Source organism: Amycolatopsis sp. NPDC049691 (assembly GCF_040675005.1).
Classification (GTDB): Bacteria; Actinomycetota; Actinomycetes; order Mycobacteriales; family Pseudonocardiaceae; genus Amycolatopsis.
On the sequence record NZ_JBFANX010000015.1, the window covers coordinates 92,326 to 113,520 of the forward strand.

At 72.4% G+C, this 21,195-nt stretch carries 22 protein-coding genes; 14 read left to right on the forward strand and 8 right to left on the reverse strand.

Going from position 1 to position 21,195, the window contains the following annotated elements:
- The first annotated feature begins 96 nt into the window (after nucleotides 1-96).
- On the forward strand, nucleotides 97-1,140 hold the full coding sequence (locus AB0J40_RS30305) for a class I SAM-dependent methyltransferase (protein WP_364459853.1): 1,044 nt from the start codon (nucleotides 97-99) through the stop codon (nucleotides 1,138-1,140).
- On the opposite strand, the gene folP is transcribed toward AB0J40_RS30305, so the two are convergent.
- Nucleotides 1,130-2,008, reverse strand: a complete 879-nt coding sequence (gene folP / locus AB0J40_RS30310; RefSeq protein WP_364459446.1) for a dihydropteroate synthase — start codon at nucleotides 2,006-2,008, stop codon at nucleotides 1,130-1,132. The genes AB0J40_RS30305 and folP overlap by 11 nt on opposite strands.
- A gap of 95 nt (nucleotides 2,009-2,103) precedes the next feature.
- Between folP and AB0J40_RS30315 the strand changes: the two genes are divergently transcribed.
- Nucleotides 2,104-2,760, forward strand: coding sequence for a rhomboid family intramembrane serine protease (locus AB0J40_RS30315; RefSeq protein ID WP_364459449.1), 657 nt, complete (start codon nucleotides 2,104-2,106; stop codon nucleotides 2,758-2,760).
- Here the strand turns inward: AB0J40_RS30315 and AB0J40_RS30320 are convergent.
- A complete protein-coding gene (locus tag AB0J40_RS30320) occupies nucleotides 2,753-3,532 on the reverse strand; it encodes an alpha/beta hydrolase (RefSeq protein WP_364459452.1) in 780 nt (259 codons plus the stop codon). The genes AB0J40_RS30315 and AB0J40_RS30320 overlap by 8 nt on opposite strands.
- Before the next feature lie 94 nt (nucleotides 3,533-3,626).
- On the opposite strand from AB0J40_RS30320, the gene AB0J40_RS30325 reads away from it, so the two are divergent.
- Nucleotides 3,627-4,364, forward strand: coding sequence for a serine protease (locus AB0J40_RS30325; RefSeq protein WP_364459454.1), 738 nt, complete (start codon nucleotides 3,627-3,629; stop codon nucleotides 4,362-4,364).
- A 63-nt stretch (nucleotides 4,365-4,427) separates the two neighbouring features.
- On the opposite strand, the gene AB0J40_RS30330 is transcribed toward AB0J40_RS30325, so the two are convergent.
- Both AB0J40_RS30330 and AB0J40_RS30335 read right to left on the reverse strand, forming a co-directional pair.
- A complete protein-coding gene (locus tag AB0J40_RS30330; protein ID WP_364459457.1) occupies nucleotides 4,428-5,255 on the reverse strand; it encodes a hypothetical protein in 828 nt (275 codons plus the stop codon).
- 175 nt (nucleotides 5,256-5,430) lie between these two features.
- Complete coding sequence (locus tag AB0J40_RS30335) at nucleotides 5,431-6,060, reverse strand: helix-turn-helix domain-containing protein (protein ID WP_364459460.1); 630 nt, start codon at nucleotides 6,058-6,060, stop codon at nucleotides 5,431-5,433.
- Nucleotides 6,061-6,153: 93 nt separating this feature from the next.
- Here AB0J40_RS30335 and AB0J40_RS30340 point away from each other — a divergent pair, with 93 nt between their 5' ends.
- From AB0J40_RS30340 to AB0J40_RS30360, 5 genes are all read left to right on the forward strand, one after another.
- Nucleotides 6,154-7,839 carry a TIGR03086 family metal-binding protein gene (locus AB0J40_RS30340; protein ID WP_364459463.1) on the forward strand — a complete coding sequence of 562 codons (1,686 nt, stop codon included), beginning with the start codon at nucleotides 6,154-6,156 and terminating at the stop codon, nucleotides 7,837-7,839.
- 882 nt (nucleotides 7,840-8,721) lie between these two features.
- Nucleotides 8,722-9,561, forward strand: coding sequence for a hypothetical protein (locus AB0J40_RS30345; protein WP_364459466.1), 840 nt, complete (start codon nucleotides 8,722-8,724; stop codon nucleotides 9,559-9,561).
- Between the two features lie 22 nt (nucleotides 9,562-9,583).
- Nucleotides 9,584-10,183 carry a TetR/AcrR family transcriptional regulator gene (locus AB0J40_RS30350; RefSeq protein ID WP_364459472.1) on the forward strand — a complete coding sequence of 200 codons (600 nt, stop codon included), beginning with the start codon at nucleotides 9,584-9,586 and terminating at the stop codon, nucleotides 10,181-10,183.
- Complete coding sequence (locus tag AB0J40_RS30355) at nucleotides 10,180-11,364, forward strand: Glu/Leu/Phe/Val dehydrogenase dimerization domain-containing protein (RefSeq protein ID WP_364459475.1); 1,185 nt, start codon at nucleotides 10,180-10,182, stop codon at nucleotides 11,362-11,364. Before AB0J40_RS30350 ends, AB0J40_RS30355 begins: the two co-directional genes overlap by 4 nt.
- Before the next feature lie 15 nt (nucleotides 11,365-11,379).
- Complete coding sequence (locus AB0J40_RS30360; protein WP_364459478.1) at nucleotides 11,380-12,402, forward strand: LLM class flavin-dependent oxidoreductase; 1,023 nt, start codon at nucleotides 11,380-11,382, stop codon at nucleotides 12,400-12,402.
- Here the strand turns inward: AB0J40_RS30360 and AB0J40_RS30365 are convergent.
- Nucleotides 12,399-12,977 (reverse strand): TetR/AcrR family transcriptional regulator, encoded by a 579-nt coding sequence (locus AB0J40_RS30365; RefSeq protein WP_364459481.1) that lies wholly within the window; start codon nucleotides 12,975-12,977, stop codon nucleotides 12,399-12,401. The genes AB0J40_RS30360 and AB0J40_RS30365 overlap by 4 nt on opposite strands.
- Before the next feature lie 82 nt (nucleotides 12,978-13,059).
- On the opposite strand from AB0J40_RS30365, the gene AB0J40_RS30370 reads away from it, so the two are divergent.
- Together AB0J40_RS30370 and AB0J40_RS30375 are read left to right on the forward strand one after the other, a co-directional pair.
- The gene (locus AB0J40_RS30370; RefSeq protein WP_364459483.1) at nucleotides 13,060-13,623 is read left to right on the forward strand and encodes an alpha/beta fold hydrolase; all 564 of its coding nucleotides are present in this window, start codon (nucleotides 13,060-13,062) and stop codon (nucleotides 13,621-13,623) included.
- Complete coding sequence (locus tag AB0J40_RS30375; RefSeq protein ID WP_364459486.1) at nucleotides 13,560-13,961, forward strand: alpha/beta hydrolase; 402 nt, start codon at nucleotides 13,560-13,562, stop codon at nucleotides 13,959-13,961. The genes AB0J40_RS30370 and AB0J40_RS30375 overlap by 64 nt, the downstream gene beginning before the upstream one ends.
- Here AB0J40_RS30375 and kstD read toward each other — a convergent pair.
- Nucleotides 13,958-15,682: a 3-oxosteroid 1-dehydrogenase gene (kstD, locus tag AB0J40_RS30380; RefSeq protein WP_364459489.1), complete on the reverse strand. Its 1,725-nt coding sequence runs from the start codon at nucleotides 15,680-15,682 to the stop codon at nucleotides 13,958-13,960. The two genes, AB0J40_RS30375 and kstD, sit on opposite strands and share 4 nt — an antisense overlap.
- Before the next feature lie 179 nt (nucleotides 15,683-15,861).
- On the opposite strand from kstD, the gene AB0J40_RS30385 reads away from it, so the two are divergent.
- Nucleotides 15,862-16,560, forward strand: coding sequence for an SDR family NAD(P)-dependent oxidoreductase (locus AB0J40_RS30385; protein WP_364459856.1), 699 nt, complete (start codon nucleotides 15,862-15,864; stop codon nucleotides 16,558-16,560).
- 10 nt (nucleotides 16,561-16,570) lie between these two features.
- Entirely contained in the window at nucleotides 16,571-17,296 is a 726-nt protein-coding gene (locus AB0J40_RS30390) for a nucleotidyltransferase domain-containing protein (protein WP_364459492.1), read from the forward strand.
- Here AB0J40_RS30390 and AB0J40_RS30395 read toward each other — a convergent pair.
- Nucleotides 17,293-18,573 carry a 6-phospho-beta-glucosidase gene (locus tag AB0J40_RS30395; protein WP_364459495.1) on the reverse strand — a complete coding sequence of 427 codons (1,281 nt, stop codon included), beginning with the start codon at nucleotides 18,571-18,573 and terminating at the stop codon, nucleotides 17,293-17,295. The two genes, AB0J40_RS30390 and AB0J40_RS30395, sit on opposite strands and share 4 nt — an antisense overlap.
- Complete coding sequence (locus AB0J40_RS30400; RefSeq protein WP_364459497.1) at nucleotides 18,570-19,313, reverse strand: DeoR/GlpR family DNA-binding transcription regulator; 744 nt, start codon at nucleotides 19,311-19,313, stop codon at nucleotides 18,570-18,572. The genes AB0J40_RS30395 and AB0J40_RS30400 overlap by 4 nt, the downstream gene beginning before the upstream one ends.
- A gap of 113 nt (nucleotides 19,314-19,426) precedes the next feature.
- On the opposite strand from AB0J40_RS30400, the gene AB0J40_RS30405 reads away from it, so the two are divergent.
- Nucleotides 19,427-20,455, forward strand: coding sequence for a carbohydrate kinase family protein (locus AB0J40_RS30405; protein ID WP_364459500.1), 1,029 nt, complete (start codon nucleotides 19,427-19,429; stop codon nucleotides 20,453-20,455).
- A complete protein-coding gene (locus tag AB0J40_RS30410; RefSeq protein WP_364459503.1) occupies nucleotides 20,455-21,153 on the forward strand; it encodes a heavy metal-binding domain-containing protein in 699 nt (232 codons plus the stop codon). Before AB0J40_RS30405 ends, AB0J40_RS30410 begins: the two co-directional genes overlap by 1 nt.
- Nucleotides 21,154-21,195 lie beyond the last annotated feature (42 nt).

The following is a 21,195-nucleotide window of genomic DNA, read 5'->3' on the forward strand; positions in this document are numbered from 1 at the left end:
GTCCGGCGCCGGACTCCCGCACACCCGCCCGTCTCGCGGGTGCTTCACCGTGCCCGCAGCAAGAACGGAACCCCCTTTCCCGTGGCTCAGCTCGTCGTGCCCGGCGAACCCCCTCGCCGGCTCTTCTCACCTCCGTCGCGCCCGGCGGTCGTCGCCGACGACCGCCTCTCCGCCGACGCCGCCCTGCGCACGTCGTCGGCCCTGCTCTGGCGCGGGGACTACCCCGCCGCCCGCCGGTTACTCGACGCCGTGAACCGGCGGATTCCCCCGCCGCCACCGGACGACTACGCCCGCTACCGCGCCTGGCGCACCCGGCGGGCGCGGCGGCTCTCGCTCCTGTACGTGCCTTTGGACCCCGGGCACGTGCTCCCGCTGCGGCGGGCGCCGGACGTCGCCGCCGCCTGCACCGCGGTCTACGGCCCGCTCGACGTCCCCGCGGCGGTGCCGTTGCGCGAGCTGCTCGGGGTCGTCGGTGCGGCGGAATGGCGGCGCCGCGGCATCGCCGTCGCGGCCCTCGGCGCGCGGATCCACCCGCACTACGGCGTCTTCGCGCCGATCCGCCAGGAGTACGTCGACCTGGTGGCGGCGGCGCCGCTGCCTTCGCGCGCCTTGGCCTTCGACATCGGAAGCGGCACCGGGGTGCTGGCCGCGGTGCTCGCCCACCGCGGCGTCGCCCGGATCGTGGCGACGGACGCCGACCCCCGCGCCGTCGCGTGCGCGACGGAGAACCTGGCCCGGCTCGGCTTCGGTGCCCGTACCGAAGCCGTGCGCACGGACTTGTTCCCGCCGGGCCGGGCCCCGCTGGTGGTGGCCAACCCGCCGTGGCTGCCCGGCCGCCCGCGCACGCCGCTCGACCACGCCGTGTACGACCCGGGCAGCCGGATGCTGCGCGGGTTCCTCGACCGGGCGCGCCGCCACCTCACCCCGGACGGCGAGGCGTGGCTGGTGCTGTCGGACCTCGCGGAGCACCTGGGGTTGCGCACGCGCGAGGAGCTGCTCGGCTGGATCGCGGCGGCGGGGTTGCGGGTGGCCGGGCGGACGGAGGCGCCGGCGCGGCACCCGCGTTCGCTCGACCCCGCGGACCCGCTGCACCGGGCGCGGGCCGCCGAAGTCACGTCGCTCTGGCGGCTCAGTCCATAGTGGACACGAGGCCCGCGACCGCCTCGACGGCTTCCCGCGTCTCGCGGACGTTGTGGGCGCGGAAGACCGCCGCACCCGCGTGTGCCGCGATCGCCGTGGCCGCGAGGGTGCCCGCCAGGCGGTCGTGGGCCTCGACGTCGAGGGTCTCGCCGATCAGGTCCTTGTTCGACAGGGCCACGAGCACCGGCCAGCCCGTCGCCACCAGGCGGTCGAAGTGCCGGAGCAGCGACAGGCCGTGGCGGGTGCTCTTGCCGAAGTCGAACGTCGGGTCGACGAGCACGCCGCCGCGCGGGACGCCGGCCGCGACCGTCCGCTCGGCCGCCGCGGTCAGCTCGGCCACCACGTCCGCGACGACGTCGTCGTAGCGCGGCCAGAACGGGCGGGCGGGCGTCGGCGCCGGGTACGGGTCGGTGCGCACCGGCATGCCCCCGACGTGGGAGCAGACGTAACCCGTGCCGAACTCGGCGGCCACCTCGACCAGCTTCGGGTCGGCGCCGGCCCAGGTGTCGTTGAGCAGGTCGGCGCCGGCTTCGCAGACCCGGCGGCCGACCTCGTGGCGCCAGGTGTCGACGCTGATGACCAGGTCCGGGTGGCGTTCCCGCACCTCGGCGACGAACGGCACGACCCGGTCGCTTTCCTCGTCGACACCCACCTCCGGGCCCTCGCCCGCCTTCACGCCGCCGATGTCGACGATGTCGGCGCCCGCCTCGACGGCGCGGTCGACGGCTTCGAGCGCGGCGTTCCGCGCGAACGTCGCACCCTTGTCGTAGAAGGAGTCGGGCGTGCGGTTGACGATGGCCATGACCAGCGCGCGGTCGCCGGGCATGCGGCGGCCGCGGAAGACCGTCTCGGGCCGGGGTGGCGTCATGTCCCCCACCCTGCCAGGTCACGGCTCGGTCCGGAACGCCGCGTCCGGGGCCGCTGTCCGGTTATCCTCGGGCGCACACCGAGCAGGGGGAAGACATGAGCACCACCGGCGAAGGCCCCACCCGCAGCGAAGCCGAGCTGATGATCGCCGAGGCCAAGAAGGCCCTGTGGGTCATGGTCGGCCTGCTGGCCTTCCTGTGGGTCGTCCAGCTGATCAACGCGCCCACCGGCTACGACCTGAGCCGCGAGTTCGGCATCGAGGCCCGCGACCCGGCGTCGCTGCCGGAGATCTTCAGCTCGCCGTTCCTGCACTACGGCTGGGGCCACATCGAAGGCAACTCCGGGCCGCTGTTCGTGTTCGGCTTCCTCGCCGCCTACCGCGGGGTGAAGAAGTGGGTCGGCGTGAGCGTGCTGATCATCGTCGCGAGCGGCCTCGGCGTCTGGTTCATCTCGCCGTCGAACTCGGTCACGGTCGGCGCCAGCGGCCTGGTGTTCGGCTACTTCGGCTACATCATCGTGCGCGGGCTGTTCGACCGGCACCCGATCGACATCGTGATCGGCCTGGTGATGGCGTTGTGCTTCGCCTACCAGTTCGCGTCCCTGCTGCCGAGCCAGGAGGGCGTCAGCTGGCAGGGCCACCTGTTCGGCTTCGCCGGCGGCATCATCGGCGGCTGGCTGTTCCGCGACAAGCGCCCGAAGGCGGTCGCCTCCCCCGACCCGGCGACCACGTTGCTGCCGAAGAACCTCACCTAGTCCCGAAGGCGAACACCGCCGCGGCGAACTGGTCCGGGTCGAAGTCCATCGCCTGGTGCGCCTGGCCGTGCAGCGGCACGACGTCGGCGCCCGGGACGCGCGCGGCCACGGCGTCGGCGGCCAGCCGCAGGTACTCCGGGCTTTCGGTGCCGGCGAGCAGCCGGACCGGGAGCGCGATCTCGCCCAGGTCCTCGCCGAACTCCATCGCCTCGACGACGTCCAGCTCACGCGGGATCGTGTGCGCGGCGGCCACCCGCGCCCTCCAGACCGGCGTGCCGCGCATCGCCTCGACGTCGGCCTCGCCGAGCCGGAGCGCCTCCCGCAGGAAGATCCGCAGGATCTCCTCGGGGTCCCCGGCCGCTCGCATGCGGTCGCGCGCGTCGGCTCCGACGACGTGCTCGCCCGGCTTCGGCCGAGGTGGCTCGTAGGCCAGCAGCCGCGTCACGGCGTCGGTCTTCCGGACGGCTTCGAGCGCGCACAAGGCGCCGTAGGAGTGCGCCAGGAGGTAGACGCCGCCCCCGGCGGCCTCGGCCACGGCGGCGATGTCCTCGCCCTCGCGGGCGATGGCGTACCCGGGCGCCTCGTCCCGGCTCAGCCCGCGCCCGCGGCGATCGACGAGGTACAGCCGGTACCGCGCGGCGAGCCGCTCGCGCACCGCCGTCCAGCGGGTGTGGTCGGCGCCGGTGCCGTGCACGAGGACCATCGGCGGGCCGTCGCCCAGGGTTTCGAACCCGATGACCGTGCCGTCGGGCGACCTGACCGAACTCGACATGCACCGAGGCTAACGGCTTCCCGGCCGCTGTGAAGTCGCTGTGCATCGGGTCCGTTGCGCTGCCGACACGGCTCCGGTGTGGTGATCTGGAGTCGTGGCGATCAAGTTCCTGAGGCCCGCGCTCGCGGGCGCGGCGGCCGTGCTGCTGCTCGGTGCCGGCCTGTTCGCGGGCACGGGCACGACGGCCGACGACGCCTACGCCGCGGACACCGCTCCGGCCCCCGTCACCACTTCCGCGCCGGCGAAAACCGTTTCCCCGGTCGGCGCGTTGTTCGCGAACGGGAGCCATTTCTGCACGGCGAGCGTGGTGCATTCCGGCGGCGGCGACCTGGTGCTGACGGCCGCGCACTGCGTCAAAGAAGGAATGGCGTTCGCACCGTCCTACCACGACGGTGTGGCGCCACTGGGAATGTGGACGGTCACCGGCGTCGCCGTCGCGGACGGCTGGACGAACTCGGCCGATCCGGATCTGGATTTCGCGTTCCTGACCGTTCGGCAGGCCGGTAATCCGGCGTCACTGGAAAGCCTCACCGGGGCGAACGTTCTCGGCACCGATCGCGGATTCGAGCACACGATCACCCTCACGGGTTACCCCGATACGACCGATTCCCCGGTGGTGTGCACCGGAACGACGACGCGGTTCGAGACTTATCAACTGCGCGTGGCGTGCCCCGGTTTCCCGGACGGCACCAGCGGCGGGCCGTGGGTCACCGACGGCGCGGTCATCGGGGTCATCGGCGGCTACCAGCTCGGCGGCGACACCCCGGACGTCTCCTACAGCGCGTACTTCGACGACGACATCGCGAAGCTGTACGCGTCGGTGGCCGGCTGAAAACGCGAACCGGGCCCGCGTCCCTGGCGGAGGACACGAGCCCGGATCACCTCTCGCGAACCCTCAGCAGGTCACGATGAGCCCGGTGAGCGCCGAGCACGTCTTCGACGCGCTGTCGTTGGCACTGGTGGGATCCTCCGGCGAGCTTGCCGTGCGGACCGCGGTCGTGGTGTACGAACCGAGCGCCAGCAGGCCGCCGTTGACCGAGAACTTCGCCGTCGCCGAAGCGCCGGACGCCAGGGACGCGACGTCGCAGTTGACGTTCCGGGTGGTGCCGACGCGGGCGCACCCGGTGCCACTCGCGTACGACAGACCCGACGCATACGTTGCCACCACACGGATCCCCGACGCGGCCGACGGGCCGAGGTTCGTCACGGTCACCGTGTAGTCGATGCGCGCGTTCAGGCCGCCGTGGCCGGTCGCGGCGAGCCCGACCTTGACGTCGGCGAAGGTCGCCGGGCTGCCGACCGTGATGACCGGTCCGTCGAGGATGTCGAAGGCGTAGTTGTCGCCGACGAACTGGTGCTGCAGCGTGAACTGCCCGGGCGCCGCGGTGTCCTTGACGCGCAGGGTCCACACCGTGGTCCGCGTGCCGCCCGCCTCGAGGTCGCCGAACGCGGCGCGGTAGCTGCTGCCGGCCTGGAAGCAGCCGACCGCCGTGGTGTTGGTGCAGGACACGACGTCGACGACGTCGACGATCGCGGTCGGGGTGCCGTAAATGGCGCCCTTCGCGAAAGTCACCGTGAAATCGCGGTCGTTGTGAATGGTTTGCGTGACGGTGAACGTCTGTCCCGGCACCACGCTGGTGGTGCTGACGTCGACGGCACTCGTGGGCGTTTCCGCCTGCGCGGCGGGCGCCAGCGCGATGAACGCCGTGGCCAGTGCGGCCACCGAGGACAGGATCGTGGTCCGTCGCCAGGGTCTGTGCATAGTCGTGGTCTCGCTGTTCCGTCCGGGGAATGCCGCTCTGACTGATGCTGCGTGGTATTCGTGGACATCCGACGCTGATCAGTCGTCGCGAAACGGGCATTCGTTACCGCCATCCGGACGCGTCGCGGCACGGCCGTCAGGACGGACGCCAGCGGCCGTTCATCTCACCCGGGCGCGGCGGCGGACCGGGCAGCGCGCGGTCTTTTCCCGATTCCAGCCCCTCGATCAGCATCGCCAGGTACCGGCGGCGCAGCTGGGCGGTGCGCTCCGGGTCGTCGACGCGGATCGCCGCGCAGCACTCCAGGATCATGCCGATGTCTTCGGTGACGGCGTCTTCCCGGAGCCGCCCGGTACCCCGCGCCCGCGCGAAGAGGCCGGCCGACAGCTCGTTGGCGCGCCGCGCGTCGGCCCCCATCTCCTCGGTCGGGGTGAACGTGCCGGCGAGGTGGACGGTCAGCGAGTGGACGTCGGCCGCCACGACCCGCTCGAGGAAGCCGGTGAGGGCCTTCCAGGCGTCCGGTTCTTCGTCGGCGGCCTCGGCCTCGGCGATGTAGGTGCGCAAGCCCTCGTGGCAGAGCCGGCTGAGCAGCTGCTCCTTGCTCGGGTAGCGGCGGTAGAGGGCGCTGATGCCGACGCCGGCGCGCTCGGCCACCTGCGAGATCGGCGCCTTCGGGTCCGCGAGGAAGACGTGGCGCGCGGCGTCGAGGATGACGAGGTTGTTGCGGGCGGCCTGGCCGCGGCGGCCGGGCAGGGCTGTCTCGGGCATGCCCTGGAGATTAGCACTGGAACGGATCATTCCGGTCTGCTACAGTTCGGAACGAAGCATTCCGTTCCAGAGTTTCGACCCGAGGAGCCAGCCATGACCGTTCGCCCGTTCCGCGCCGAGATCCCCCAGTCCGCCCTGGACGACCTGCGGGGCCGTCTCCAGCGGGCGCTGTGGCCGGACGACCTGCCCGCCGAGTACGGCGTCACGAACGAGCGGGTCCGCGCGCTGGCTGAGCACTGGCTGGAGAAGTTCGACTGGCGGGCGTTCGAGGAGCGGCTCAACGCGTACCCGCAGTTCGTGACGGAGATCGACGGCGAGACGATCCACTTCCTGCACGTCCGGTCGTCGCGGCCGGACGCGACGCCGCTGGTGCTGACGCACGGCTGGCCGGGCTCGATCGTCGAGTACCTCGACGTGATCGGCCCGCTGACCGAGCCGGAGTCGGCCGACGCGCCGGCGTTCCACCTGGTGATCCCGTCGCTGCCGGGCTTCGGCTTCTCGGGCCCGACCAAGGCGGCGGGCTGGGGCACGTACCGCACGGCGGCGGCGTGGGCGGAGCTGATGAGCCGCCTGGGCTACGAGTCGTACGGCGCGGCGGGCAACGACGCGGGCTCGATGATCTCGCCGGAGATCGGCCGGCTGGCGCCGGAGAAGGTCGTCGGCGTGCACGTCACGCAGCTGTTCTCGTTCCCCTCGGGCGACCCCGCGGAAATGGCGGACCTGAGCGAGGCCGACCAGGCGGCGCTGGCGCACCTGCAGTGGTTCTACGAGAACATGTTCTCCTTCAACACGCTGCACAGCCAGCAGCCGCACACCCTGGCGTTCGCGCTGGCCGACTCGCCGCTGGCGTTGCTGGCGTGGAACGCGCAGCTGTTCGGCGAGCACCTCGACGCGGACTTCGTGATCGCGAACGTGGCGCTGTACTGGCTGACGGGCACGGGCGGCTCGTCGATCCGCTTCTACTTCGAGGACGCCCACACGACGGCCCACCCGGAGGGCCCGACGACGGTCCCGACGGCCCTGGCGATGTTCGCGGGCGACTTCCAGTCGATCCGCCGTTTCGCCGAGCGGGACCACGCGAACATCGTCAGCTGGAACGCGTACGACGCACGCTCGGCGAGCGGCGGCCCCCGCGACGCGGCCGGCCACTACGCGGCGCACGAGGCCCCGGAGGTCCTGGTGGCGGACATCCGCGGGTTCTTCGGGAGCCTGGACCGCTGGCCGCTGCTGACGGCGGCGCACGAGGCCCTGCGCACGGCGGTGGCGGGAGTGACGGACGGCAACGTCCCGACCCCGTGCGCGGAGTGGACGGTGAACCAGGTGATCCACCACGCGGGCGGCGACCAGCAGGGCTACGCGGCGTTCATCACGGGACAGCCGGGCCCGGACTTCAACCCGTTCGCCCCGTCGGGTTCGCTGGAGAACGCACTGGGCTTCCTGGAGCCGACGCTGGCGGCCTCGTCGGCAGCGTTCGCAACGGTTTCCCGATCGGCAAGGGAGGTACCAACGCCCCTGCCGCAGGGCGCGCTCCCGGCCCCGGTGGCGGTGGGAGCGGCGGCCCTGGACGCGGCGGTCCACGCCTGGGACATCGCGGTGGCGACCGGACAGGAGTCCCCGCTGACGCCGTTTCTGGCGGAGTCGCTGCTGCCGGTGGCGAAGGAGCTGGCGGAGCCGTTGCGGGGTTTCGCATACGCGCCGGCGCTGGAGGGATCACCCGAGGACGACGCGGCTTCGCAGCTGCTGCGCTACTTGGGCCGCGATCCTCAGTGGACGGTGTGAGGGCTCATCGGCCAGGCCGGGGACCGCTGGGGGCGCGTCCCCGGTTTCTCGCAATCCCTCCACCCCGGTAGGTGTTGTCGGCGCCACAGCGGGCAATCCTCACGAGCGGCGGCCGATCCCCAGCAACGGTCTCCTTCGGCCGGCGGGCCGAGCGAGCCGCCGCGACGCCGGCGGGCCAAGCCGTTCCGCTGCGGCATCCTTGCCCGGCTAGCGAGCCGACCTACCGGCCGCGGCCACCCACAATCGGCCCGCCAAGCGATCCCGCCGCAGCATTCCTCACCCGACTAGCGAACCGACCCACCGGCCGCAGCCATCCGCCACCGGCCCGCCATGTCATACCGCCGCAGCATTCTCACAGACCAGCGAACCGATTCACCCGCTCCACGCCATCGGTCAAGCCATCCCGCGGCACCCTCCTCGGCCAGTGAGCCGAACTGCCAGCCGCGGCCACTCCACCCCAGGCTGGCCGGCCAAGACATCCCGCCACAGCACTCCCCCGACTTATCCGCTCCAACCGCTCCACGCCTTCGGTCAAGCCATCCCGCCGCGGCATCCTGCCCCGGCCAGCAAGCCGAACTGCCCGCCGCGGCCACCCACCGCGAGCCGACCAAGCCATCCCGCCACAACATCCCTCCCCAACCAGCGAACCGCCCCACTCACTCCGCGCCATCAGTCGAACCATCCCGCCGCAGCACCTTCCCCGCCAACGAGCCGAACCGCCAGCCACGAACGCCAACCGTCGACATGCGCCTTCCTTCGCTCAGCCCGCCGATCGCACCGCCCCAAGCCCACCCGCCAACCACAAAGGACCACCCCTCCGCAACCGAATACCGACCCCAAAACCCGTTGCCCCCAACCAAATCCCCTCCCTACCCTGACCCCATGACGAACCGACCGTTCCGGTGGGACCTGGTGCGTCCCGACCAGGTCGGGACGCTCCTCGACCGCGCCAAAACCCCGCACCTCTGGTTTCTCGAAGACCTCACCGAAGCCACCGCGAAAGTCCTCGCCCGCTGCGGTGACGGCGAACTCCACTTCGTCGGCCGCTCGCTCGACAGCATGCACGACCTCCTCGGTGGCGCCCTCGAACGCACCTCCTGGCACGATCGCGTCCACCAGCTTCCCGTCTCGCTCAAGCCTCGGCCGGCCTACAGCCGCCAGGATGTCAAGCACCTCAGGGAAAACCTCGCCGAAAACGGCATCACCCCCTACGCACTCGCGCGCGGGACCCGGCCCACCGTCTTCGTCGATCTCGTCTACGAAGGCGATACCTTCACCGAGCTCTACCTCCGGCTGCGCGACTGGATCGACGACGAACGCGAAGCCTGGCACGTCATCCGGCGCAAGCTGCGGTTCCTCGGCGTCACCCTGCGGCAGCCCGTCCGGCCCGATGCCTGGCGCTGGCAGGAAGACGCCGCCTGGACGCGGGAGCTGCCCGCCGCCGCCGTGCGGAACGTCTCGCTCGCTCAGGACGTCTGGTTCTACCTCGGGAACGACCAGCCGAAGCTGACCCCCTCCTTCCCTCGGCAGCGGTGGACCGACGAGACCGTCCGGACGCCCGACCACGGCAAGGCGACCCGGCGCGCGCTGGCCGAAGCCTTCGCGCTCGTCGATGCCGGGCGGTCCGCCGAAACCCGGGACCGGCTCGTGCGGACGATCTCCGCCGAACCCGCGATCGCCGGGCCGTGGCTGCGGGCGCTCGTCACCGAACTGCGGTGCTGACCCCGCCGGGTACCGTGACCCCATGAAGCGCAAGGAGGTCGCCGTCCGGCGGGAAGAGATCCTGCTCGCCGCGCTCGACCAGGTGCGGGTGCGGGGCATCGCCGGCGTGCGGGCCGCCGACGTCGCCAAGGCCCTCGGCGTCAGCACCGCGCTCGTCTTCTACCACTTCGGCACCCTCGAAGCCCTCATCATCGAGGCCTTCCGGCACGCCGCCGAGCGCAACCTCGCCGTCCTGCGCGACGAACTCGCCCGCTCCGGCCCCGCAGTCGACCGGCTGCGCGCCGTCCTCTTCCTCTACGGGCCGACCTCGCCCGCCGCCGGCTGGCACCTGTGGATCGAGGCCGGCGCCGCCGCGATGCGGGACGCCGAACTGCGGGACGTCGTCCAGCGGCTCGACCTGCGGTGGCGCGACGCCGTCTGCTCGCTCATCACCGAAGGCGTCGCCGCCGGCGAGTTCCGGTGCCCGGACCCGCACGGGGCCGCGTGGCGGCTGACCGCCCTGCTCGACGGGCTCGCCGTGCAGTTCGTCGCCCGCGAAGGCACCGTCACCGCCGCCGACTGCGCGCACTGGGTCGACCAGGCACTCGCCCACGAACTCGCGCTGACCGCGGAGGTCCGATGACCGAGCCCGCCCTGCTCGAAGTGGCGTGGACCGACCCGGTCACCGGGTGCCGCGGCTACCTGGTGATCGACCGGCTGGTCCGCGGCGTCGCCAGCGGCGGCCTGCGGATGCGCCGCGGCTGCACGCTGTTCGAAGTGCGCGGCCTGGCCAGGGGCATGACGCTCAAGGAAGGCCTCAACTACGACCCGGACGGCCGCTACGTCCCGCTCGGCGGCGCCAAGGGCGGCATCGACTTCGACCCGTACGACGAACGCGCCCGCGACGTCGTCGCCCGCTACCTGCACGCCATGCGGCCGCTCATCGAGCGCTACTGGACCATGGGCGAGGACCTCGGCCTGCGCCAGGACGTCATCGACGGCGTCATCGCCGAAATCGGCCTGCTCAGCTCGGTCCAGGCCGTCTACCCGCTGCTCGAAGACCGAGAAGAGGCGACGGCCCGGCTGGCGGACGCCTTCCGCATCGAGGTCGGCGGCCTCGGGCTCGACGAGCTGGTCGGCGGCCTCGGCGTCGCCCAGGCCACGCTCACCGGCCTGGAGATGCTCGGCCTGGACGGACCGACCCGCGCGGTGGTCCAGGGGTTCGGCTCGATGGGCGGCGCGACCGCGCGGTTCCTCGCCGAGGCCGGGCTGCGGGTCGTCGGTGTCTCGGACGTGCGCGGCGTGGTGGTGAACCCGGACGGTCTCGACGTCGAGAACCTCCTGCGCCACCGCGACCGGTTCGGCGGCATCGACCGCGACCACCTCCGCCCGGGCGACGAGCTCCGGCCGCCGGAAGCGTGGCTCGACGTGCCGGCCGAGGTCCTCGTCCCGGCGGCGATCTCCTACTGCGTCGACAGCGACAACCAGGCCAAGATCGGCGCGAACCTGATCGTCGAGGCGGCGAACATGCCCGTGACGGCGGACGCCGAGGAGCTGCTCGGCGCCCGCGGGATCCGGGTGCTGCCGGACTTCGTGGCCAATTCGGCGACCAACTCCTGGTGGTGGTGGACGCTCTTCGGCGACGTGGGCGCGGACGCCGACGAGGCCTTCGCCAAGGTCCGCGCCCGGATGCGCGACCTCGTGACGGCCATGTTCGAACGCGCCACCCTCGACGGGCTCAGCCTCCGCGCCGCCGCGCTGCAGCTGTCGGAGAAGAACCTCGAGGCCATCCAGGCCCGCTTCGGGAACGAATCCGCCCCCTAGATAGTTGAACGCTCTATGAAACTCGGCATCTACAGCTTCGGCGACCGCGCGCCGGACCCCCGCACCGGCGAGCAGCTGTCCGTCGCGCAGACGCTGACCAACACCCTCGAGCGGATCAAGCTCGCCGACGAGCTGGGCCTGGGCTTCTACGGCCTCGGCGAGCACCACCTCGACCAGTACGCGATCTCCAACCCGGGCACCGTCCTGGCCGCCGCGGCGAGCATCACGAACCAGATCACCCTCAGCTCCGCCGTGACCGTCCTGAGCACCGAGGACCCCGTCCGCGTCTACCAGCAGTTCACCACCCTCGACCAGCTCAGCCACGGCCGCGCCGAGCTGCTCGCCGGCCGCGGGTCGTTCACCGAGTCATTCCCCCTCTTCGGCAACGACCTCGGCGACTACGACGAGCTGTTCGAGGAAAAGCTCGCCCTGCTCCTGCACATCGACCGCGAGGACCCGCTCACGTGGTCCGGCAAGTTCCGGCCGCCGCTGGACAACGCGCGCATCCTGCCCCGCCCGTACGGCGACCACCTGCGCATCTCGATCGGCACCGGCGGCAACCCCGAGTCGTCGATCCGGGCCGGCCTGCTCGGCCTGCCCGTCGTGTACGCCGTGATCGGCGGCCGGCCCGAACGCTTCGCCCCGCTCGTCGACCTCTACCGGCAAGCCGGGGAAGCGGGCGACCAGAAGGACCTGCACGTCACCATGGGCGCCATCGGCTTCGTCGCCGAGAAGTCCCAGGACGCCAAGGAAACCTTCTACCCGTACTGGCTCGAGACGATGAAGTACGGTGCGAAAGCCCGCGGCTGGGCGGTCCCGACGCGCGCCGAATACGACTCCTACACCCACAACGCCCAAGCGCTGTTCGTCGGCAGCCCGCAGGAGATCGCCGAGCGGCTGATCACCGTCGGGAAGCTCACCGGCGCCGACCGGTACGCCCTGCAGATGGACTGGTCCGGGGTGCCCCACGAGCACGTCATGCGCGCCATCGAATTGCTCGGCACCGAGGTGCTTCCCCTGGTGGAAAAGGAGTTCTAGGCGTCCAACGCCCGCGAAAGCGCACGCAGGCTGACGTCGACTATCGCGCGGAGCTGTTTGCGGCTCGCCCCGGCCCTGCTCATCACGGCCAGCGACTGGTTGACGGCCGCGAAGTGCACGGCCAGGCCGTCGGCGTCGGCCACCTGCGCGGCGGTCAAGGCGGTCCGCAGCCGCGTGCGCTGAAAGCCGAGCGCTTCGATCGCGCGCGCGGCGATGGCCGGGCTCAGCACCGGTACCGCCATCGCGGTCTGGGCGATCAGGCAGCCGTCCGGCACGCCGGGGTCGGCGATGCGCGCCAGGGTGACGTCGAAGAACTCCCGGATCGCCCGCGACGGCTCCTCGGACGCACGCGAAAGGGCCTGGTCGTACTTTTCCCCGTAGCGCGTGGCGTAGCGGTCCAGGCAGCGCAGGTAGAGCGACTCCTTGTCCCCGAGCGAGGAGTAGATGGAACTGCGGTTCAGCCCGGTCGCCGCGGAGAGGTCGTCGAGAGAGGTGTCGGCGTACCCGGCTCGCCAGAACCGGGTCATCGCCGCCTCGAGTGCGGTGTCCACATCGAACTGCTTCTTCCCCGCCATCGCGCTCCGCTTCCGAATCGAGCCGGTGTGACCTGGCCATCGTATCTTGAACCAAGCAGTTCAGGATGGTTAGGGTGGCGACATGACCGACACCGCCACGATCTCCGGACTGCCGTTGCCCGGCCTCGCGGGCTTCACCCACCGCTGGGTCGACGCGGAAGGCATCCGGCTCCACGCCGTGGAAGGCGGCCGGCCGGGCGGCCCCGCCGTCGTCCTGCTCGCCGGCTTCCCGCAGACCTGGTGGGCTTGGCGCAAAGCGATGCCGGGCCTCGCCGCGCGGTTCCGCGTGATCGCGATCGACCTGCCGGGACAAGGCCACTCCGACCGCCCGCACGACAGCTACGACACGCACACCGTCGCCTCGCGAATTCAAGCCGCGGTGACCGCGCTCGACGTGCCGAAGTACTGGCTCGTCGCGCACGACATCGGGGCCTGGGTCGCCTTCTCGCTGGCCCTGGCGCACGAAGAGCGCCTGCACGTGTCGCCCTGCTCGACGCCGGCATCCCCGGCGTCACCCTCCCGGACGCCATCCCCACCGACCCCGACCGGGCGTGGAAGACCTGGCACTTCGCGTTCCACCTGGTGCCCGAGCTGCCCGAAACACTGCTCGCCGGTCGCGAACGCGACTACGTCGGCTGGTTCCTGACGGCCAAAGCGCTGTCGCCCAGCACGTTCGGCAGCGCCGAGATCGACCACTACGCCGCCGCGATCGCGGCCGAAGGGGGCCTGCGAGCGTCACTCGCCTACTACCGCGACGCCGCGGAATCCGCACGCAAGAACCGCGAGGCCCTCCGGCGGCGGCACTTGACCGTCCCGGTACTGGGAATCTCCGGTTCCCACGGCTCGATCCCCGACATGGCCGCTTCCCTGAGCCCCTGGGCGGACAACGCGACCGGTGTCGTCATCCCGGACGCCGGGCACTTCATCCCCGACGAGCAGCCCGACGCGGTCGTGGCCGCGTTGACCGCGTTCGTCGCGCCCTAGACGTCGTTGCCGGCGACGAACCCGAACGTCATCGCCGGGCCGATGGTCGAGCCGGCGCCCGCGTAGCTGTGGCCCATCACCGCCGCGCTCGCGTTGCCCGCCGCGTACAGGCCCGGGATCACCGTGCCGTCGGGCCGGAGCACGCGGGCGCGGGCGTCGGTGCGCATGCCGCCCTTCGTGCCGAGGTCGCCGGGCACGATCTTGAACGCGTAGAACGGCGGTGCCCACAGCGGCGCCAGGCACGAGTTCGGCAGCACCAGCGGATCGGTGTAGTAGTGGTCGTACGCGCTCACGCCGCGACGGAAGTCACCGTCCACACCGGACCACGCGAAGCCGTTGAACCGGTCCACTGTGGACTTCAGCGCGGCCGGCGGCACGCCGATCGCCGAGCCCAGCGCCTGGATGCTCGACGCCTTGTACACCGCACCGGCCGAGTACCACGCGTCCGGTAGCGGCAGCAGTGGCAGGGTGTCGCGGAACAGGTACTTGTTGCGGTAGTTCTGGTCGACGACCAGCCACGCCGGGATGTCCGGCTCCGCCGGGTTCTTGTCGTACATGACGTGCACGACGTCGCTGTAGGGCGCCGCCTCGTTGACGAACCGCTTGCCCGCCTGGTTGACGATCAGCCCGCCGGGCAGCGTCCGCTCCGCCAGGCAGAAGTACGGGTCGCCCGGGATCGGGATGGCCGGACCCCACCACGCGTCGTCCATCAGGTCCAGTGCCGCACCGGCTCGCTGTCCCGCGCGGTGGCCGTCGCCGGTGTTCTCCTTCGCGCCGACCGTCCACGCGGTGCCGATCGGCTGCCGCTGGTACTGCGCGCGCATCGCGGCGTTGTGCTCGAACCCGCCGGACCCGACGATCACGCCGCGCCGCGCGCGCACCAGCCCGTTCGGCGTGAGCACCCCGGTCACCGCCCCGTTTTCGACGTTCAGGTCGAGCAACGGCGTGTTCAGCAGCACCGGCACGTTCGCCTGGAGCAGGCCGGCTCGCAGGCCGGCGGCGAGCGACTGCCCCATGGTGAGCGGCTTCTGCCCGGCCAGCGCGGCGGCCGTGCCCCGGGCCAGGCACGCGGCGGCGACCGCCGCACCCTTGGCGTTGACCGCGGCCAGGTTCAGCCACTTGTAGTCCGCGCTGAACACCACCATCCCCGCCGGCGTGGCGAGGTACGGCGGGTTCAGGTTCGCCAGTTCGGCGCCGAGGAGGTTGCCGTCGAACTGGTCCGGCTCGATCGAGCGGCCGTTCGGCAGCCCGCCCGGCAGTTCCGGGTAGTAGTCGCTGTAGCCCTCCATCCAGCGGAACCGCAGCGGGCTGTTGGCCATGACGAACGCGATCATCGCGGGACCGTTGCGCAGGAACGCCTCCTGCCGCTCGGCCGGGACGTCCGGCCCGACGACGGCGGCGAGGTACTGCGCGGCCTTGGCCGGCGTGTCCGGCACGCCGGCGGCGAGCAGCACCGGGTTGTTCGGGATCCAGATGCCCGCGCCGGAGCGCGCCGCGGATCCGCCGAACGTCGGCGCCTTCTCCAGCACGACGACGCTGAGCCCGCGCTTGGCCGCCGTCAGCGCCGCGGTCATCCCGGCGGCGCCGGCGCCGACCACGACGACGTCGTACTCCCCCGCGGTCGCGGCGTGCGCGGCGGTCGCGAGCCCGGGCGTCATGGCGAGGCCCACGCCCGCCGCGGTGCCGCGCAGGATCTGGCGGCGGGTCAGCTCGGCATCCATGGCGCACATCGTGTCGGTCCACTCCGGAAACTGGAACAGGTTCTACACGCTTGGAGCAGCCGGGTAGGCCACTGGTCCGAACCCATGACGACATTCGCCGCAGCAAGTTGACGGCGTCCTCAAGTTATGGCTAAGTTGAGAACATTCTCAAGTTATCCGAGGAGGACCTCTTGTCCCAAGTGATCGCCGTCCTGGGGGCCGGCCCGGGGCTCGGCCTGTCGATCGCCCGCCGCTTCGGCCGCGAAGGCTTCACGACAGCGCTCGTCTCGCGTACCGACACCCGGCACGCGAGCTACCGCGAAGCCCTGGGCGGCACCGCGCACACCTACACCGCGGACGTGACCGACCCCACCGAACTGGAAGCTGTTCTAACGCGCATCGAAGCCGACGCCGGAGAGATCGACACGGTGTACTTCGGCCCCGCGGACCTCTCCGGGCCCCGTCCCGTCCCGCTGACCGAAGCGGGGGCCGACGTCGTGCGCGCGCCGTTCGAGTCGATCGTGGTCCCGGCGGCCAGGCTCGTCGAGGCGGTCCTGCCCCGCATGCTCGACCGCGGCTCGGGCGCGCTGCTCTTCGCCGGCGGCCTGAGCGGCAAGTACCCGATGCCGATGCTCGGCAGCCTCGCGCCGGCGTCGGCGGCGTTGCGCATGTACGTCCTGACGCTGCACGCGGCGCTGCGCGAAACGGGCGTCTACGCGGGCGCGTTGACGATCGGCGGTCTCATCGAACGCGGCGACATCCACCGCGAGCTCACCGAGCAGAACCCCGGTTTCGCGGCCGGCACCCTCGATCCGGACGACATCGCCGACCGGGCGTGGTCGCTCTACACGGACCGCACGGAAGCCGAAGCGGAGTTCACCGCGATGGCCGCGGTCTAGCCTGGAGATCGTGTTCACCCCGGAGGAACGGACCCTGCTCCGCGACGCCCTGGTCGACGCGGCCCGGTCGGACGCGCGCGTCGCCGGCGCCGCGCTCACCGGCTCGGCCGCGCTCGGCGCCGAAGACGCGTGGTCGGACATCGACCTCGCCTTCGCCGTCGACGGCGACCCCGAGCCGGTGCTCGCGGACTTCACCACGCGGATGTACCGCGAGCACGCCGCGGTGCACCACCTGGACGTCGTCTTCGAGCGGACCGTGTTCCGGGTCTTCCTGCTGGCCAACACCCTGCAGGTCGACCTCGCGTTCTGGCCGGCGGCGGACTTCGGCGCGACCACGCCGAAGTTCCGCCTGCTGTTCGGCACCGCCCAGGACCGCCCGGCGACCCCGCCGCCGGACGCGCGGCGGCTGATCGACCTGGCGTGGCTGCACGCCCTGCACGCGCGGTCGAGCATCGAACGCGGCCGCGGCTGGCAGGCCGAGTACATGATCGGCCGGGTCCGCGAGTACGCGCTGGCGCTCGCCTGCCTGCGGCACGGTGTGCCCGCGGTCGAGGGGCGCGGCCTCGACCGGCTGCCCGCCGACGTCGCGAAACCCTTCGAGGCGACCCTCATCGGCGAGCTGCGCGATGCCCCGCGGGCGTTCCACGCCGTCACCGAACTGTTCATCGGCGAGATCGAGCACGCCGACACCGAATTGGCTCAGCGGCTGGCCCCCTTGCTCAGAGAGATTTCCTAAGCCAGATAAGCGAGTTCGGGGTGCGCGGCGACGTAGGAGCCGAGCAGCCGCCGCGCCACGGAGACCGAGTCGACCAGCGGGTGCAGGGCGAACGCCCGCAGCGCCGCCGCGCTTGAGCCGGTCGTCGCCGCTTCGATCGTCGCCCGCTCGACGGCCTTGACCGCCGTCACCAGTCCCAGTTCGTGGTCGGCGAGCGGTCCGGTGGCGATTGGCCGCGCACCGTTCGCGTCGACCACGCACGGTACCTCGACGACCGCGTCCGCCGGCACGCCCGGGAGCGCGGATTCGTTGCGGACGTTGAGGATCAGCGTCGTGCGCTCGCCGTGCGCGATGGCCCGCATCAAGGCCAGCGCGACGTGCTCGTAGCCGCCGCCCTCGAGATCGTCACGCTCTCCCTCGCGCGTCTCGGCCATGTACGTCGCTTCGCGCTCCAACCGCGTGCGTTCCCAGGAAGCCAGCGAAGGCTCGGCGTAGAAACCGCGTTGCTGCTCCAGCAATTGGGCGCCGCGCGACGCCGATCCGCCTGCCTCGCGCGCGAAGTAGTAGTAATGCAGGTATTCGTTGGGCACCGCGCCGAGCGCGCGCAGCCAGTCCGCGCCGAAGAGCTTGCCCTCCTCGAAGGACTCGAGCGCACCGGTGTCGGCGAGCAGCTCCGGCAGGACGTCCGCCCCGCCGACGTGGACCGCGCGCAGCCAGCCCAGGTGGTTGAGGCCGGCGTAGTCGAACCCCGCCGTCGCCGGGTCGATGCCGAGTGCCCGCGCGACCCGGCGGCACAGCCCCACCGGCGAGTCGCAGATGCCCAGCACGCGGCCCCCGAGGTGCGCGGCCATCGCTTCGGTGACCAGCCCGGCGGGGTTGGTGAAGTTGATGACCCACGCGCGCGGCGCCAGCTCGGCGATCGTCCGTGCGAGGCCGACAGCGACGGGGACCGTCCGCAGCCCGTACGCGATCCCGCCCGCGCCCACGGTTTCCTGCCCCAGCACGCCTTCCGCGTGCGCGATCCGCTCGTCCAGCCGGCGCCCGCGCAAGCCGCCGACGCGGATGGCGGAGAACACGAAGTCCACATCGGACAGTGCGGTCGCGAGATCGGTGGTGGTACGCACCCGCGGGGCGTTCGCCACCCCGTCAGCCTGCTCGGCCAGGACCCGCTCGATCGCCGCAAGCCGCCCGGCGTCGACGTCGTGCAGCACCAGTTCGGTGACCCCGCCGTTCGCCAGCAGCGCGCCGTGCACCAGCGGCACGCGGAACCCGCCGCCGCCGAGGATCGCGAGCCTCATCGCAGCACCTCGACGCCGGCCTCGCGCAGGGCCGCGCACGTCGGCTCGTCGGCCCCGGGTGTCGTGACGACGACGTCGAGCGCGTCCGGCCCGCAGACCATCGCCAGCCCGGTGCCGGGGAACTTGCCGGCGTCGGCGAGCAGCACCACGCGGTCGGCCGCGGCGACCATCGCGCGCTTGACCGGCACTTCGACGACCGTCGAGTCCATCACGTGCCCGTCGGCGCGGACGCCGCTGGTGCCGAGGAAGACCGTGCCGGCGCGCACCTGGCGCAGCGCGTCCTCGGTCAGGAATCCCACCATCGAGTGATAACTGCGCCGGACGACACCGCCGAGGAGGACGAGCTGGACGTCGTCGGCGTCCTTCAGCTCTTCGTAGACGGCGAGGCTGCTGGTGATCACCGTCAGCGCGCGGTCGCGCAGGTGGCGCGCCAGCCGGTGCGCGGTGGTGCCGATGTCGAGCAGCACGGTGTCGCCGTCGGCGACCAGGTCCGCCGCGCGCCGGGCGACGGCGTCCTTCTCGTCGGCGCGCTCGGCGGCCACCCGCGCGAACGGCTCGTCCCCGGCCGCCATCGCCCCGCCGTAGACGCGGGTCAGCCGCCCCTCGCGGCCGAGCCGCACCAGGTCGCGGCGCACGGTGGCCTGGCTGACGCCGAGCCGCTCGGCCAGCACGCCGACCGGCGCCGGGCCCTCCGCGCGGAGGGCCCGCAGGATCAGCTCGTGGCGACGCTGGGGCAGCATGCGGGGACGATAGCAGTCAAACCCGCGCACGAGCCGATCGAGTTTGCGCGGGTCTTGCGCATTCCGCGCATCTGAAGCACGCTCGTGCGCATCCTCGATCCCGGGAGGCGCCCGTGCCGGCCGAGTCCGCACCCGACATCGATGTCTTCCTGTCCGGCCTGCTGTTCTTCGACCTGGTCTTCACCGGGCTCGAACACCCGCCGGCGCCGGGCACCGAGGTGTGGACGGGCGGCATGGGCTCCGGGCCGGGCGGCATCGCGAACTTCGCGGTGGCGCTGAGCCGCCTCGGCCTGCGGACGTCGCTGGCGGCCGCGTTCGGCACCGACGTCTACGGGCGCTACTGCTGGGACGTGCTGTCCCGCCAGGAGCACATCGACCTCTCGCGGTCGCGGCGGTACCCGGAGTGGCACTCCCCCGTCACCGTCTCGCTGGCCTACGCCGGCGACCGCGCGATGATCACCCACGGCCACCCGCCGCCCGTCCCGGTCGCCGAGCTGGCCGGCTCGCCGCCGCCGAGCCGCGCGACCGTCGCGCACATCGGCCTCGACACCGCCGAGTGGGTGCACACCGCGCACCAGGCCGGCAGCCTCGTCTTCGCCGACGTCGGCTGGGACCCGTCGGAGACGTGGTCGGCGACGCTGCTCGACCAGCTGGCCTGCTGCCACGCGTTCCTGCCCAACGACGTCGAGGCGATGCGCTACACCCGCACCGACAGCCCCGAAGCGGCGCTGGCCAAGCTCGCCGACCACGTCCCGGTCGCGGTGATCACCCGCGGCGCGGCGGGCGTCCTCGCCGTCGACGGCACCACCGGCGAGACGGCGGACATCCCGGCGCTGCCGGTGAACGTCCTCGACGCGACCGGCGCGGGCGACGTCTTCGGCGCGGGGTTCGTCGCCGCGACGCTGACCGGCTGGCCCCTGGCCGACCGGCTGCGGTTCGCCGGCCTCACGGCGAGCCTGTCGGTCCAGCACTTCGGCGGCGCGCTGGCCGCGCCGGGCTGGCACGAGATCGCCGAGTGGCACACGCGCACCCGCCTGCCGGACTACGCGTTCCTCGACGACGTCCTGCCGGCCGAGACGATCGCCGAGACGTCCCGCCGCGGCCCGGTGACCCTCGGCTTCGGCGACGACAGCTGGCGCTAGTGCACCCCCGCGCGCGCCGCTACACGACGTCGGGGCTGCGGACGTCCCTGCTGTCGGTGCCGGGCGCGGTGGGCGCCGAAGCGGTCGGGCTGCGGCCGGTCGGCGAGGTGATGGGCTGCGTGGTCGCGCAGTCCGAGGACCTGGTCGCGGGTCTGCGCCACGGCTACGCGACGGCGCTGGACCGGCTGCGCGCGGAGGCGACGGCGCTGGGCGCGGACGGCGTGCTGGCGATCGGCTGCACGGTGACCCGGGTGAGCGCGACCGTCCGCGAGTTCGTCGTGCTGGGCACGGCGGTCCGGGCCGTCCGCGGCAGGCGCCCGGGCCGGCCGTTCACGACCGGGCTGCCCGGCCCCGACGTGGCGAAGCTGCTGCTGGCGGGCTGGGTCCCGGTGACGCTGGCGATCGGCATCGACGGCGGCACGGCGTACGACCTGGCGATGACGGACCGGCCGGGCGTGGAGGCCCCGATGCCGACGGAGCTGGTGACGCGGGTCCGCGCGGCGGCCCGGGCGGAGTTTGGGAACGTAGTGGCGGGATCGGGCGCGGACGGCGGGCTGGTGACTTCGACGACGGTGCGCGCGTGGGCCTTGGGGAACACGGGAGCGGCGGCGGTGGCGAGCGTGTTCGGCACGGCGATCGCCCGGTTCGGCGACGGGGCCGCCCCGACGACCGCGCGCGGCGTCCTCCCGCTCGGCTGATCGCGACCTTCCGGACATACCCCGTCTTCGCCTCGCCCGGAC

Coding starts and splice junctions, on each gene's coding strand:
- AB0J40_RS30345 (WP_364459466.1), top strand. CDS start 8,722: ATGACGAACCGACCGTTCCGGTGGGACCTGGTGCGTCCCGACCAGGTC.
- AB0J40_RS30350 (WP_364459472.1), top strand. CDS start 9,584: ATGAAGCGCAAGGAGGTCGCCGTCCGGCGGGAAGAGATCCTGCTCGCC.
- AB0J40_RS30335 (WP_364459460.1), bottom strand. CDS start 6,060: ATGCCCGAGACAGCCCTGCCCGGCCGCCGCGGCCAGGCCGCCCGCAAC.
- kstD (WP_364459489.1), bottom strand. CDS start 15,682: ATGGATGCCGAGCTGACCCGCCGCCAGATCCTGCGCGGCACCGCGGCG.
- AB0J40_RS30360 (WP_364459478.1), top strand. CDS start 11,380: ATGAAACTCGGCATCTACAGCTTCGGCGACCGCGCGCCGGACCCCCGC.
- AB0J40_RS30355 (WP_364459475.1), top strand. CDS start 10,180: ATGACCGAGCCCGCCCTGCTCGAAGTGGCGTGGACCGACCCGGTCACC.
- AB0J40_RS30315 (WP_364459449.1), top strand. CDS start 2,104: ATGAGCACCACCGGCGAAGGCCCCACCCGCAGCGAAGCCGAGCTGATG.
- AB0J40_RS30320 (WP_364459452.1), bottom strand. CDS start 3,532: ATGTCGAGTTCGGTCAGGTCGCCCGACGGCACGGTCATCGGGTTCGAA.
- AB0J40_RS30340 (WP_364459463.1), top strand. CDS start 6,154: ATGACCGTTCGCCCGTTCCGCGCCGAGATCCCCCAGTCCGCCCTGGAC.
- folP (WP_364459446.1), bottom strand. CDS start 2,008: ATGACGCCACCCCGGCCCGAGACGGTCTTCCGCGGCCGCCGCATGCCC.
- AB0J40_RS30400 (WP_364459497.1), bottom strand. CDS start 19,313: ATGCTGCCCCAGCGTCGCCACGAGCTGATCCTGCGGGCCCTCCGCGCG.
- AB0J40_RS30395 (WP_364459495.1), bottom strand. CDS start 18,573: ATGAGGCTCGCGATCCTCGGCGGCGGCGGGTTCCGCGTGCCGCTGGTG.
- AB0J40_RS30365 (WP_364459481.1), bottom strand. CDS start 12,977: ATGGCGGGGAAGAAGCAGTTCGATGTGGACACCGCACTCGAGGCGGCG.
- AB0J40_RS30370 (WP_364459483.1), top strand. CDS start 13,060: ATGACCGACACCGCCACGATCTCCGGACTGCCGTTGCCCGGCCTCGCG.